At 73.3% G+C, this 13430-nt stretch carries 13 protein-coding genes; 9 read left to right on the top strand and 4 right to left on the bottom strand.

Features of this window, described 5'->3' with window-relative positions:
* Window positions 1-145: 145 nt before the first annotated feature.
* Complete coding sequence (locus AC07FA_RS22865) at window positions 146-1090, bottom strand: DUF3027 domain-containing protein (protein ID WP_479077834.1); 945 nt, start codon at window positions 1088-1090, stop codon at window positions 146-148.
* A gap of 480 nt (window positions 1091-1570) precedes the next feature.
* Here AC07FA_RS22865 and AC07FA_RS22860 point away from each other — a divergent pair, with 480 nt between their 5' ends.
* The 4 genes from AC07FA_RS22860 to AC07FA_RS22845 are packed head-to-tail and all read left to right on the top strand — an operon-like array spanning window position 1571 to window position 5089.
* On the top strand, window positions 1571-2992 hold the full coding sequence (locus tag AC07FA_RS22860) for an MFS transporter (protein ID WP_479077833.1): 1422 nt from the start codon (window positions 1571-1573) through the stop codon (window positions 2990-2992).
* A gap of 27 nt (window positions 2993-3019) precedes the next feature.
* Window positions 3020-3502, top strand: a complete 483-nt coding sequence (locus AC07FA_RS22855) for a DUF2771 domain-containing protein (protein WP_479077832.1) — start codon at window positions 3020-3022, stop codon at window positions 3500-3502.
* Between the two features lie 17 nt (window positions 3503-3519).
* Complete coding sequence (locus AC07FA_RS22850) at window positions 3520-4233, top strand: futalosine hydrolase (RefSeq protein ID WP_479077831.1); 714 nt, start codon at window positions 3520-3522, stop codon at window positions 4231-4233.
* Window positions 4205-5089 carry a 1,4-dihydroxy-6-naphthoate synthase gene (locus AC07FA_RS22845; protein WP_479077829.1) on the top strand — a complete coding sequence of 295 codons (885 nt, stop codon included), beginning with the start codon at window positions 4205-4207 and terminating at the stop codon, window positions 5087-5089. The genes AC07FA_RS22850 and AC07FA_RS22845 overlap by 29 nt, the downstream gene beginning before the upstream one ends.
* A 31-nt stretch (window positions 5090-5120) precedes the next feature.
* Here the strand turns inward: AC07FA_RS22845 and AC07FA_RS22840 are convergent, their stop codons facing one another.
* Window positions 5121-5504, bottom strand: coding sequence for a cold-shock protein (locus tag AC07FA_RS22840; RefSeq protein ID WP_479077828.1), 384 nt, complete (start codon window positions 5502-5504; stop codon window positions 5121-5123).
* Window positions 5505-5670: 166 nt separating this feature from the next.
* Between AC07FA_RS22840 and AC07FA_RS22835 the strand changes: the two genes are divergently transcribed.
* On the top strand, window positions 5671-5904 hold the full coding sequence (locus AC07FA_RS22835) for a hypothetical protein (RefSeq protein ID WP_479077827.1): 234 nt from the start codon (window positions 5671-5673) through the stop codon (window positions 5902-5904).
* On the opposite strand, the gene AC07FA_RS22830 is transcribed toward AC07FA_RS22835, so the two are convergent.
* Entirely contained in the window at window positions 5884-6549 is a 666-nt protein-coding gene (locus AC07FA_RS22830) for an HAD family hydrolase (protein WP_479077826.1), read from the bottom strand. The genes AC07FA_RS22835 and AC07FA_RS22830 overlap by 21 nt on opposite strands.
* A 136-nt stretch (window positions 6550-6685) precedes the next feature.
* On the opposite strand from AC07FA_RS22830, the gene AC07FA_RS22825 reads away from it, so the two are divergent.
* From AC07FA_RS22825 to AC07FA_RS22815, 3 genes are read left to right on the top strand one after another with little or no spacing between them, the layout of a single operon-like run.
* A complete protein-coding gene (locus AC07FA_RS22825) occupies window positions 6686-7696 on the top strand; it encodes a FecCD family ABC transporter permease (RefSeq protein ID WP_479077825.1) in 1011 nt (336 codons plus the stop codon).
* Entirely contained in the window at window positions 7693-8781 is a 1089-nt protein-coding gene (locus tag AC07FA_RS22820) for a FecCD family ABC transporter permease (RefSeq protein ID WP_479077823.1), read from the top strand. Before AC07FA_RS22825 ends, AC07FA_RS22820 begins: the two co-directional genes overlap by 4 nt.
* Complete coding sequence (locus AC07FA_RS22815; RefSeq protein ID WP_479077822.1) at window positions 8778-9629, top strand: ABC transporter ATP-binding protein; 852 nt, start codon at window positions 8778-8780, stop codon at window positions 9627-9629. The genes AC07FA_RS22820 and AC07FA_RS22815 overlap by 4 nt, the downstream gene beginning before the upstream one ends.
* A gap of 85 nt (window positions 9630-9714) precedes the next feature.
* On the opposite strand, the gene AC07FA_RS22810 is transcribed toward AC07FA_RS22815, so the two are convergent.
* Entirely contained in the window at window positions 9715-10782 is a 1068-nt protein-coding gene (locus AC07FA_RS22810; protein WP_479077821.1) for a hypothetical protein, read from the bottom strand.
* Window positions 10783-10845: 63 nt separating this feature from the next.
* Here AC07FA_RS22810 and AC07FA_RS22805 point away from each other — a divergent pair, with 63 nt between their 5' ends.
* A complete protein-coding gene (locus tag AC07FA_RS22805) occupies window positions 10846-13392 on the top strand; it encodes a helicase-associated domain-containing protein (protein WP_479077820.1) in 2547 nt (848 codons plus the stop codon).
* The last annotated feature ends 38 nt before the right edge of the window (window positions 13393-13430 follow it).

Below are 13430 nucleotides of genomic sequence, written 5' to 3'. Positions count from 1 at the left end.
CCCCGGTGCGTCCGAACAGCACCACCGTCGAGCCCGTCCGGCGCTTGAGGACAGGGGGTGCCCACGTCGAGCCCGTCCGCCGATTGGGGACAAAACGGAGCTCCGGGGGCCGGCCGCCCCGTACGCGAACCCCGCCCCGCCGGGGCTAGGAGTGGCCGAGATCCTCCGGCGCCACGTCCGCGTCCAGCGACACCGACCCGCTGTCCCGCGCGGGCCGCAGCGGGTACTCATCCACCTGAAGCGTGTCCAACGCGTGCGGCGCGGGCTTCGGCGGCTTCGGCATGACGGCCGCCTCCGAGTGCCCACCGCACCCGTACGACAGCGAGACCACCCGGCCGTCCGCCGGAGCGAACTCGTTCGCGCACACGCCGAACGCCTGCTTCAGCGACCCCGCCAGCGGGACCAGGAAGGCGCACGTGTCGCACGCGGCCGGCGCCGCCTGAGCCATCGGCGTCTTCGGGCCGAACGCCTCTTCCCAGCGGTCGGCCGCCACATGCAGCCCGTACCGCGACAGCACCCGCGCACGCCGCATGCCCAGCTCGTCCGCGATCGCGCCGATCGAGCCGCGGCTCGTCGTGCGCGGCAGCGTCGTCAGCTCCGCGTCCTCCGTGTCGACGAGGTCGGCCAGGTCCTCGGAGAGCTCGGCCTCCTCGGACTCCACGGAGTTCGGCGGCGGCTCGTCCTCGCCCGTGTACCCGGGCTCCAGGCGGAGATCCTCCGCCTCCGTCGGCAGCAGGTCCCCCGGTCCCATGTCACCCGGCCGCAGCCGCTCGCTCCACGGCACCCACTCGGGTGCGAGGAGCGCGTCGGAACCGGGCAGCAGCACCGTCTCGTCGAGGGTGATGTTCTTGGCGCGGGAGGCCCTGGTGACCGTCACCGCCCAGCGCCAGCCCCGGTACCCGGGCTCCTTGCACTCGAAGAAGTGCGTGACGACCCGGTCGCCCTCGGAGATCAGGGACACATGTTCACCGACCACACCGGGCGCGGCAGCCTCTTCGGCCGCCGCACGGGCGAGGTCTACCGCCTCGGCGCACAGACGGTCGGGCGCGGGGGTACGGGCAGTACGGCTTCGCGTCGTCGCAGCACTCACAGGTCTCGCTTCTCTCCATACGCCGTGTCGAGCGCGCCAGCTGCTACACGATTGCCGATTTCGGCCATGACGGGTGCGGGCGGAGCGGACCTGGGGGCCGCGTCGACGTCCACACCCGTTGTGCCTGCCTCGGGCGCGCCTTCTGTCACCCATTCTGCGGGATCGCCGGGAGGCGCGCGGCCAAGAACAACCGCCGGTGGCGCGTTACGCACGCTACCCTCTCCGCCGCTCTCCGCCCACCTGCGTGTCCCAAACAAGGCCGTATCCGGTGCGGTGTCCGGTGTCGCGGCCCCCGGCGTGTCCCTGGCCGGGCCGGTTTCCGGGTCGGTTTTCCGCCTGCGGAATTGCCTCACGATCCGTGTCGGGCTCGCCGCCCGAACGCCGGCCGGCACCCCGTTCGGTGACCCGACAGGGCGTCGTCCACCGCGCGCCCGCGCCGATCATGGTTCAGCACGCCGACGGTTGGGGCACTATGACGGGGTGGCTGCCGCCAGGTCGCACGACGGTCCCGGCCCGCTTCGCACGGCGGGCCGGTCGATGGGTCGCGCCCTGCACCGGCCGTTCACCGGCACGGCGAAGGGCATCCGCAAGGCCACCCACGCCCATGGGGCCGGTGAGTCGGGGCTCGGCAAACTGATCGAGCTGCACGCGGTGAACGGCGCGGGCGACGTGATGATCACCGTCGCGCTCGCCTCCACGGTGTTCTTCTCCGTACCGACGGACGAGGCCCGCGGCCGCGTGGCGCTCTACCTCGCCATCACGATGCTGCCGTTCACACTCCTCGCCCCGGTGGTCGGCCCCCTGCTCGACCGGCTGCCGCACGGCCGCCGCGCCGCGATGGCCGGCTCGATGCTCGCCAGGGCGCTCCTCGCGATCACGATGTCCGGCGCGGTCGCCACCGGCGGCCTGGAGCTGTATCCGGCGGCGCTGGGCGTCCTGGTCTGCTCGAAGGCGTACGGAGTCGTCCGCAGCGCCGTCGTGCCACGGCTCCTGCCACCCCGCTTCTCGCTGGTGAAAGCCAATTCCCGGGTCACCCTCGCCGGTCTCCTGGCGACCGGTGTGGCGGCCCCCATCGGGGCGGGGCTCCAGTCCGTCGGCTCCGCCTGGCCGCTCTACGGCGCCTGCACGATCTTCGTCGCCGGGACGTTCCTGGCCTTCACGCTGCCGCACAAGGTCGACTCCGCGAAGGGCGAGCGCAGGGCCCGCCTGATCGTTCCGCACCACGAGGAGGCCTCCCGTCCGCAGCCCGCCCGGAAGGGCGGCAGCAGCAGGGTCGACGGCGAGAAGCGGGCCCGGGACAAGCCACCGGGGCTGCGGTCCGTGGGCCCGTCCGTGCTGCACGGCCTCCAGGCCAACGCCGCCCACCGCGCCCTCTCCGGCTTCCTGATCTTCTTCCTGGCGTTCCTGCTGCGCGAGCACCCGCTGGCCGGCCAGAGCGCCGCCGTGTCGCTCGGCATCGTCGGGGTCGCGGCGGGCGTCGGCAACGCCTGCGGTACGGCGGTGGGCTCCTGGCTCAGGGCCCGCGGCCCGGAGATGATCATCGCGACCGTGCTGGGTCTCGCGCTCGGCGTCGCCGTACTCGCCACGGTCTTCTTCTCCACCGTCATGGTCGCCGCGCTCGGCGCGGTCGCGGGCTTCACCCAGGCCCTGTCGAAACTGTCGCTGGACGCCATGATCCAGCGGGACGTACCCGAAGAGGTGCGTACGTCGGCGTTCGCCCGGTCCGAGACCCTGCTCCAGATGGCCTGGGTGGTCGGCGGCGGCATCGGGATCGCTCTCCCCCTCAACGGAGTACTCGGCATGTCGGTCGCCGCGGGCATCCTCGGCCTGGGCGCCGCAACCGCCGTACGGGGGCTGCTGGGCGCTGCGCGACGCGGCACGCCGCACCCCCGCGTGGCGTGAGCGCGGGCGACCGATAGCCTTCCGCCCATGACCGTTGCGTTCTTCTCAGGTAAGGGCCGTCGAATCGGCGTCGCTCTTGGTGCCGTGTCCGCGGGACTCCTCGTCCTGTCCGCCTGCGACAAGCCGACGCCGCTCGCGACCGTGACGGTCGGCGACACGTCGGTGGGCGCCGAGGCGTCCTGCTACAACGACGGCGATCCCATCAAGGAGTCGCTGATCCAGGGCTGCCTGAACGACAAGAAGGCGGAGCACACCGTCGAGGTCGCCATGGACGACAAGGTCCGCTTCGGCGTCGACCCGGAGATCGCCGACAACGGCTGGACGCTCTTCATCAACGGCCAGCAGGCCGAGCAGGAGCCGTACAAGAAGACCTACCGGTCCATCCCGGGCAGTGCCTTCTTCTCCAGCCAGACCGGCGAGACCACGAACAAGACGCAGATCAGCATCGTGGAGACCAAGGGCAAGAAGCTCACGGGCATCTGGCACTTCCAGCTCAAGAAGACCGACTGACCTTGCAGGACTTCCCCGTGCGTGTGCTCGTCGTGACCGCTGTCCCCGTGGAGAGGGACGCGGTCACGCGTGCGTTCGGGGGTGAACCGCGGGTGCGTTCCGCACCCGGTGCGGAGATCCACCGGGCGGGCGGCTTCGACGTCCTGGCGGGCGGGGCGGGTCCGGCGGCCGCCGCGGCCTCGGCCGCGTTCGCGCTGGCGGCGGCCCCCGCCCCGTACGGGCTGATCGTCTCCGCCGGTATCGGTGGCGGCTTCGCGCCCGCCGCCCCGGTGGGTTCGCTCGTCGTGGCGAGCGGCATCGTCGCGGCTGACCTGGGTGCGGAGACGCCCGAGGGATTCGTCCCAGTCACCGGGCTCGGCTTCGGCCGCGACCGGTATCTCCCGCCGGCCGCGCTGGTACGGGTGGTGGCCGCGGCCACCGGTGCCGTGTCCGGCGAGGTGCTGACCGTCTCCACCGTGACCGGCAGCGCGGCGCGCTCCGCGGCCCTGCTCGCCGCGCACCCGGGTGCCGTCGCCGAGGCGATGGAGGGGGCGGGTGTCGCCGAGGCCGCCGAGCGGTTCGGCGTACCGGTGCTGGAGCTGCGGGCCGTCTCCAACGCCGTCGGCCCGCGCGACCGGGCAGCCTGGCGCATCGGCGAGGCCCTTTCCGCGCTCACCGAGGCGTTCGGGAAGATCGCCCCCGTACTGGAAGGTTGGACCCTGCATGACCGACAACTCGACTGCCCCCGCTGACCCCGCGACCGCCGACGCGAAGCTGCGGATCGCCTTCTCGCCGTGTCCGAACGACACCTTCGTCTTCGATGCCTGGGCGCATGGCAGGGTCCCCGGCGCGCCCGCCCTCGACGTCACGTTCGCCGACATCGACCTCACCAACGGCATGGCCGAGCGCGGGGAGTTCGACGTACTGAAGGTCTCGTACGCCGTCCTGCCGTGGGTCCTGGACGAGTACGCGCTGCTGCCCTGCGGCGGTGCGCTCGGGCGGGGCTGCGGGCCGCTGGTCCTGACGAGGGAGCCGGGCACCGATCTGACGGGCCGGACCGTCGCCGTACCGAGCGAGCGGTCCACGGCGTACCTGCTGTTCCGGCTCTGGGCCGCGGAGGTCGTGCCGGGCGGGGTCGGGAAGATCGTCGTCATGCCGTTCGACGAGATCATGCCCGCGGTGCGCGACGGCCGGGTCGACGCCGGGCTCGTGATCCACGAAGCCCGTTTCACGTACCAGAACTACGGCCTCCACAGCCTCGCCGACATGGGCGAGCACTGGGAGGCCACGACGGGGCTGCCGATCCCGCTCGGCGCGATCATCGCCAAGCGGTCGCTGGGTCAGGAAATGCTCGAAAAGTTGGCCGATTCGGTCCGTACGTCGGTACGGATGGCCTGGGACGACCCGGAGCGGTCACGGCCGTATGTGCTGGAGCACGCCCAGGAGATGGACCCGTCCGTCGCCGACCAGCACATCGGGCTGTACGTCAACGAGTTCACGGCGGACCTCGGCGAGGACGGGTACGCGGCGATCCGCGGGCTGCTGACGCGCGCCGCGGCCGAGGGCTTGGTGCCGCCGCTCGGCCGGGACGCGCTGACCTCGCTCTGAGGCCTTGTTCTCCACGTCGAGCTGGTCGTTCCTACACGTCGAGCTGGTCGGCGACCGCGCGGAGGAGACCGGCGATCTGGGCGCCCGCCGCCTTGTCGGGGTAGCGGCCCCGCTCCAGCTGCGGCGTGATGTTCTCCAGCAGCGTCGTCAGGTCCTGCACGATCGACGCCAGCTCGTCCGGCTTGCGGCGCTGCGCCGCCGCCACGGACGGGGTGGGGTCGAGGATCGCCACGGAGAGGGCCTGGTCACCGCGCTGACCTGCGACAACGCCGAACTCGACCCGTTGTCCGGGCTTGAGTGCGTCGACGCCGGCGGGGAGTACCGACGAGTGGACGAAGACGTCGCCGCCGTCGTCGCGCGAAAGAAAGCCGAAGCCCTTTTCCGAATTGAACCATTTGACCTTACCCGTGGGCACGTCTGTCCTCGTCCTCGTACTCGTCGGTGCGCGGGAGAGCCGGAAAACGGCTCCGGATAGCAGTACAGCGGGTCCCATGACCCGCCATGCCCAAGGCTAATGGGCCAGGGGCCGGTGACAAGACGTCGCCTGATGGTTCCTCCGGGCTGGGAACTACCCTGGCCGGGTGAGTACTACTCCTTCCGGCGCCGGTGACCGGCTCGTCCAGGTCGGCGCGATCGTTTTCTTCGTCGGCGCACTGGCCACTCTGGTCACGGTGGCCCCGCTGTTCCTGGGCACCGACCCGTTCCCGACCATCGCCTACGCGGTCTCCATGCTGATGGGCGTGGGCTTTTTGATCGCCGGGGCGGGGGTAGTCCGGGGCGTGTGGCTGAGCAGGTCAGACGCGTCCGGCACCTGAGGGCGCCCAGGAGGACAGCCAGGCCGGGAAGCCGGTGAGGTCCGGCAGGACGACGTCCGCGCCCGCCGCCCGCAGCTCCTGCGCGTCGCACGGGCCCGTCGTGACGGCGACGGACAGGCAGTTCGCCACCCGTGCGCCCCGTACGTCCCCGGTGTGGTCGCCGACGTAGATGTGCGCGCCGTGGGCGAGCAGCGCCTCCGCCTTGGCCTCCGCCCAGAGCCGGCCGATGACCGCGTCCGGTTCGATGCCCAGGTGGGCGAGGTGCAGCTTCGCGCTCGGCTCGTGCTTGGCGGTGACGACGAGCGCCCGGCCACCCAGCGCGCGTACCGCGGCGACGGCCTCCCGGGCACCGGCCAGCGCCCGGGTCGGGGTGATCGCGTGCGCGGGGTACATCTCGCGGTAGCGGTCCGCCACGGCGGCCACCTCGGCCGCCGGGAACCAGTTGGCCAGTTCGTCCTCGACGGGCGGTCCGAGCCGGCTGACGACGAGATCGCAGTCGATGGGGACGCCCGTCTCGGCGGACAGCGCGAGGTAGGCGGCCCTGATGCCGGGCCGGGAGTCGATCAGCGTCATGTCGAGGTCGAAGCCGACCGTCGGCGCGGTCTTCGGCACGGTCCGGGTCGGTGTCTGGGGATGCGAGGCCATGGGGCCATTGTGCCGACCCGGCCGGCGACACCCTCACCCGTTCGGCCCAGAGGAGCGGTGCTTAGACTTAGGCCTGCCTTACCAGCCCTGCCGTACCCACCTCGTCCCCTTGTGCGCTCCGCTTCGATTGGGTCAGATGTCAGCCGCCGCCCCCCGCCTCTCCAGACGCGCGACCGCGACGGCGGCGGCCCTCGTGGCACTGCTGCTGGCGATCCTGCTCAGCCTCGCCGTGGGGGCACGGTCCATCCCGCCCTCCGAGGTGTACGACGCCCTCGTGCACGGCGGGCACTCAGACGCCGCCGAGGTGATCCGGAACATGCGGGTGCCGCGCACCCTCATCGGGCTGATGGTCGGCGCGGCCCTGGCCCTCGCGGGCACGGTGCTCCAGGGCATCACCCGTAACCCGATCGCCGACCCCGGCATCCTCGGCATCAGCCAGGGGGCGTCGGTGGGCGTGGTGCTGGCCATCGCGTACGCCGGGGTCCACACCCTCACCGGGTACGTGTGGTTCGCGTTCGCCGGGGCAGCCGCGGCGTCCGTCGCCGTGTACGCCATCGCGTCGAGCGGGCGCGGCGGTGCGACGCCGGTCAAGCTGGCGCTGGGCGGCGCCGCGATCAACGCGCTGCTGGTGTCGGTGACCAGTGCCGTCCTGACGACCAACGCCTCCGCGCTCGACGAGTTCCGCTTCTGGCAGGTCGGCTCGATCGCCGGACGCGAGGCGGAGGTGGCGCAGCAGATCTGGCCGTTCCTCCTGGCCGGCGCGGTGCTGGTGCTGTCGGTGTCGCGGGGCCTCGACGCGCTGGCCCTCGGCGAGGACGTGGCGAAGGGGCTCGGACAGAAGGTCGCGACGGTACGGATCGTCGGCGGCATCGGCGCCACCGTGCTGACCGGGGCCGCGGTCGCGGCGGCCGGGCCCATCGCCTTCATCGGTCTCGCCGTCCCGCACATCGCCCGCGCCATCGTCGGCAGCGACCACCGGTGGGTGCTGCCGATGGCGGCGCTGATCGGGCCTGTGATGCTTCTCGTCTCGGACGTGATCGGCCGGATCGTCTTCCCGCCGAGCGAGGTCCCCGCGGGCGTGATGACCGCACTGATCGGGGTGCCGTTCCTGGTCGCCCTGGTACGCCGGAAGGCGGTACCCGCATGAGCGCCACGACCTCGGTGACCTCGGCGCGCAAGCCCGTACGGCCCGCCGGCTACGGCCTCGTACGGATCGGGGCGCGCGGCAGGTTCCTCCTCCACCGGCGCTCCGCGGTCGTCGCGGCGGCCCTCGCGCTCTTCCTGGCGGCGGTCTCCGTCGCGTATCTCTGCGTCGGCGAGAGCTTCGTGGCTCCCGGCGAGGTGCTGAAGGTGGTCTTCGGGCAGCCCTCCGCCGACGAGCTCGTGGTGGGCACGCTGCGGCTGCCGCGCCTGGTCGTCGGACTGCTCGTCGGTCTGGCCTTCGGGATCGCCGGGGCGCTGATCCAGACCGTGGCCCGCAACCCGCTGGCCAGCCCCGACATCATCGGCATCAGTCAGGGCGCGAGCGCGCTGACGGTCGGGTCCATGACGTTCGGCATCACCTCGTACGCCGTGCTGCCCTACCTCTCCGTCATCGGCGGTGTCGCCGCGGCGGCCCTCGTGTACGCCTTCGCGTGGCGGGGCGGGCTGCACGCCACCCGTTTCGTCCTCATCGGCATCGGCTTCGCGATCGCGCTGCGGTCGGTCACCACCCTGTTCCTGACCAAGGGCGACTACCTGGTCGCCCAGCAGGCGCAGATCTGGATGACGGGCTCGCTCAACGGGCGTGGCTGGAACGAGGCCGCGCCCATCGGCTGGACGCTGCTCGTCCTGCTGCCCGCCGTGCTGTGGGCGGCGCGCGCGCAGCGCACCGTCTCGATGGACGACGACACCGCGACGGCGCTCGGCGTACGGCTCGGCCGCGTACGGCTGGGGCTCGTCGCGGTCGGCGTGATCCTGGCGTCCGTGGCGACGGGGACGGCGGGGCCGGTGGACTTCGTGGCGCTGCTCGCCCCGCAGATCGCCCGCCGGATGACGCGTACGGCACAGATCCCGCTGCTCTGCTCGGCGCTCCTCGGCGCGGTGATCGTCGTCTTCGCCGATCTCCTCGCCCGCAGGCTCTTCTCGCCCACCGAAATGCCGGTGGGCGTCCTGACGGCGGCGGTCGGCGCCCCGTATCTGATCTGGCTGATCGTCCGTGGCCACAGTGGCCGCCGTGGAGGAAACGCATGAGCACCACCGGTCCCGGTACCCGCTCCGACGCCGTGACCAGCCGGCTCACGGTGCGTGAACTGACCCTCGCCTACGAGGACCGCACCGTCGTCCACGAGCTCGACCTGGCCGTCCCCGACGGGCAGGTCACGGTGATCGTCGGCCCGAACGCCTGCGGCAAGTCCACGACCCTGCGGGCGCTCGGGCGGCTCCTGAAGCCGCGCGGCGGGGCGGTGCTCCTCGACGGCACCGAACTCGCGAAGATCCCCACGAAGAAGATCGCCCAGTCGATCGGGCTGCTCCCGCAGACCCCGGTGGCCCCGGAGGCGATCACCGTCTCGGACCTGGTCGCGCGCGGCCGCCAGCCGCACCAGCACTGGTGGCAGCAGTGGTCGGACGAGGACGAGCGGGCGGTCACGGAGGCCATGGCCCGTACGGACGTCTCCGCGCTCGCCGACCGCTCGGTGGACGAACTCTCGGGCGGCCAGCGCCAGCGCGTGTGGATCGCGATGGCGCTGGCGCAGGACACGGACCTGCTGCTGCTCGACGAGCCGACGACGTACCTGGACATCTCCCACCAGGTGGAGGTCCTCGACCTGGTCCGCCAGCTCGCCGCCCCGGCCCCGGACGGCACCCGCGGCCGCACGGTCGTCACGGTCCTCCACGACCTCAACCAGGCCGCCCGCTACGCCGATCACCTGGTCGCCATGAAGGAGGGCCGCATCGTCGCCGAGGGCCACCCCTCGGACGTCGTCACCGCGGAACTCGTCCGTGAGGTCTTCGGCCTGGAAGCGGTGATCGTCCCGGACCCGGTGACGGGCTCACCGCTGGTGGTGCCTGGGGCGCCGTGGACTCCGTCAGCGGCGTGAACCGGGGGACCCCGGACCGGGTCCGGCGGCTCGGACGGCCGTGCCGTGCGGAGCCGGCTCGTTGGCCAGGCCGGCGGTCAGGCCATCAGGCCGGGCTTCTGCGGGCCCGCCAGATCAGGTAGAGCGCCGAGGCGACCGCTGCCGTGCGCACCACCACCGGCCAGGTGGCCGTCAGGGCTTCGCCCATTCCGCTTTCCGGGATCGGGGCGCCCCATTTGCCGTCCAGTCGGCCCCAGAGCCAGACGAGGGCTCCCGCGACCACGACTCCGGGCAGGCCCATGGCCACCCATTTCGCCTCCGCCCTCGACAGCTTGCGTGAGCTGTAGGCGAGCAGCCAGCCGCCCGCCAGGGCCAGCCAGGAGCCCATGACGGCGCCCGCGATCAACAGCGCGGCGGCCAGGAGCAGGAGGGGGTGCGAGAAGCGGGCGCGGGCGGTGGGGGGTTCCGCGGTCTTCTTCTCCGGGGCTTCCACCAGCGCCTTCTTGCGGCGCAGGCGCAGCCGCGAGCGGGGGCGCGGTTCCGGGGCCGGGTCGTCGGCCGCCGAGGGCTCCTCATCGGGTTCGGGCTCGGTCTCGTCCGGGCGTACCGCGGGCGGCGGCTTCAGCATCTCGGGGATCTCCACGCCGCCGACGAAGCCGGGGACGGTCACCCCCTCGCTGAACGGGCCCGGCTCGACGCGCCACCACTCCGAACCGGCGCCGGGCCCGGACGGTGCCTGGTCCAGGCCCGCCATGTGTGGTGCCTGTGCGGACGGCCAGCCCGGCACCGGGTCCATGTTGTCGTCGGCCGGGGCCGGCGCCGACGCGCCCTTGCGGGAAGCGTCTTTGCGGAGCATCCCGCGCCGCGGCCGGGGCACGGCGCGTGGGCTCTTCGCGTCCGGTTCCGCCGTCGCACGCGGCGACGGCAGCGACACCGTCCCGTCGGCCGACTCGGCTGCCGCGGCGACCAGTTCGTCCGGCGTACCGAGCCTGCCGATGATGCGCCGCACCACCGCGGGGGAGTCCGCGCCCGCCGCCCCGCGCTGCCGCTCGATCTCGCCCCGCAGCGTCGAGACGAGTCCCATCCGGACGCCTGAGGACAGCTGTTGCTGCTGGGCCAGGTCCCCGACCCGGCTCAGATAGTCGTAGACGAGCTGGTCGCTCTCGATCCCCACTCGGTCTTTCCCCTCTACCCGCGCTGCCCCGACCGTAGCGTTTCACCGGCTACCGTGGGACGGATGGGGACGACCACACCACCGCGCACGCTCGCCGAAGCCCTGCGCGCCAGGGGCGACCAATCGCTGGCACGGCTTCTGCGTGCCCGCCCCGACCTGCTCAACCCCGTGCCGAGCGACATCACCCAACTCGCGACGCGGGCGGGCACCAGGGCCTCCGTCGTCCGTGCGCTGGAGCACCTGGACCGCTTCGCGTTGCAGACCGCGGAGGCGCTGGCCGTCGCACCGGACCCGGCTCCCTACGACACGCTGCTCTCGCTCCTGACCGGTGACGGCCAGGACGACGGCGACCAGCGCGACGACGCGGGTGCCGCGATCGCCGCCGCGCTGCCCGCCGCCCTGAGGACCCTGCGTGAACAGGCCCTCGTCTGGGGCGAGGACGAGCGGCTGCGCCTGGTGCGTACCGCGCGCGAACTGCTCGCCCCGTCCCCCCAGCACCCCTCCCCCACCGGGCTCGGCCCGACCGTCGCCGAGGCCACGGCGGGCATGTCCCCGGGCCGGCTCCAGGAGATCCTGACCGCCGCCGGTCTGCCCGCCACGCACGACCCGGTCTCCGCCGTCACCGCGCTCGCCGGGCTGTTCACCGACCGGACCAGGATGGCCGCCCTGCTGGACACCGCGCCGGTCGACGCCCTGTCCGTTCTGGACCGGCTGGTGTGGGGCCCGCCGTACGGGGAAGTCACGCCGAACCCCACCCCGCCCGTGAAGTGGCTCCGCGACCGCGGGCTGCTGCTGCCCGTCTCGACCCGCACCGTCGTGCTGCCGCGCGAGGCGGCGCTGCATCTGCGGGCCGGGCGCGCCCACCGCGTACCGGAGCCGGTGGCACCGCCCGTCGAGGCAGCCGCCGAGCGCGATCCCCAGGCTGTGGACAGGGCCGCCGCCGGCCAGGCGTTCATGGCGCTGTCCACGATCGAGGAACTGCTGAAGCACTGGGACGGCGGCGGCCCCGCCATCCTGCGGGCGGGCGGCCTGAGCGTGCGCGAGCTCAAGCGGGCCGCGAGCGCGATGGACGTGACCGAGCCGGTCGCCGCCTTCTGGGTCGAACTCGCCTACACGGCCGGGCTGGTGGCCTCCGACGGGGAGAGCGACGAGCGGTACGCGGCGACGCCCGCGTACGACGACTGGCTCGAACTCCCCGCCCAGGACCGCTGGGTGCGCCTCGCCACCGCCTGGCTCGCCGCCACCCGCACCGCGGGCCTGGTCGGCGGTCAGGACGCCAAGGGGCGGGCGCTCTCCGCGCTCGGTCCCGAACTGGACCGCTCCGCGGCGCCCGAGGTACGCCACCGGGTGCTGGCCCTGCTCGCCGCACTGCCCCCGGGGACCGCGCCCGACCCGGCGAGTCTGCTCGCCCGGCTGCGCTGGGAGCGGCCCTTGCGCGCCGGTGCGAGAGGCGGGGCGGCCCCGGCCGGCTCCTCGTCGGGCACCCAGTCCAGGGCGGCCGGGACGGCGTACGGCACAGCACCCGCCACCGGCGCCGCCACCGCCCCGGGCGACACCTCCGACCTGCGCTCCCGTATCGCGCTGTGGACGCTCAACGAAGGGGAACTCCTCGGCATCACCGGCCGGGGCGCCCTCTCCTCGCAGGCCCGGGCGCTCCTGGAGGACGGACCGGAAGCCGCCGCCGCCCGCCTCGCCCCGCTCGTTCCCGAACCGCTCGACCACGTCCTGCTCCAGGCCGACCTGACCGCCGTCGCGCCGGGTCCGCTGAAGCGCCCCCTCGCCGAGATGCTGTCGGTGCTCGCGGACATCGAGTCCAAGGGCGGCGCGACCGTCTACCGCTTCACCCCCGGCTCCGTACGCCGTGCCCTGGACGCCGGGCAGGCGGCCACCGATCTGCACGCCTTCCTCGGCGCGCACAGCCGTACGCCGGTGCCGCAGCCGCTCAGTTACCTCATCGACGACGTGGCCCGCCGCCACGGGCATCTGCGGATCGGCGCCGCCTCCGCGTACGTACGCTGCGACGACGAGGCCGTCCTGAACGAGATCCTCGCCGACAAGCGGTCGGCGGCCCTGCGGCTGCGCCGGCTCGCGCCGACCGTCCTGGCAGCCCAGACCGATCCGGCGTCCCTCCTGGAGGGGCTGCGCGAGATCGGCTACGCGCCGGCCGCCGAATCCGCCGAGGGCGACGTCCTGATCACCCGCGCGGGCGCCCGCCGCACCCCGCCCCGCTCGGCCCCCACCCCCGTGCCCGAGGGCCCGCCCGTCCCGGACGACACCCTGCTGGGCGCCGCGGTGCGGGCGATCCGCGCCGGGGACACGGCGGCCACGGTCGTCCGCAAGGACGGCGCCGAGGCCCCGTCGGCCGGCTCCCTTCCCCGTACGACCTCCGCCGAGACCCTGGCGACGGTCCAGGCCGCCGCCATGACGGGCTCCGCGGTCTGGATCGGCTACGTCAACGCGGAGGGCGCGGCCAGCCAGCGGGTGATCGCGCCGGTCCGGGTCGAGGGCGGCTTCGTCACGGCCTTCGACCACACGGCCGACGAGGTCCGTACGTACCCGCTGCACCGCATCACGGGCGTGGCGGAGCTGGCCGACGACACGGAGCCGTGACCGGGAAGTGACGTTCTCGGCCTGCCGGGCGCAGAGAG

The sequence above is a fragment of the Streptomyces sp. NPDC045968 genome (assembly GCF_056430475.1).
The sequence above is the reverse complement of the archived record's forward strand: the minus strand, read 5'-3'. Positions and strand labels throughout refer to the sequence as shown.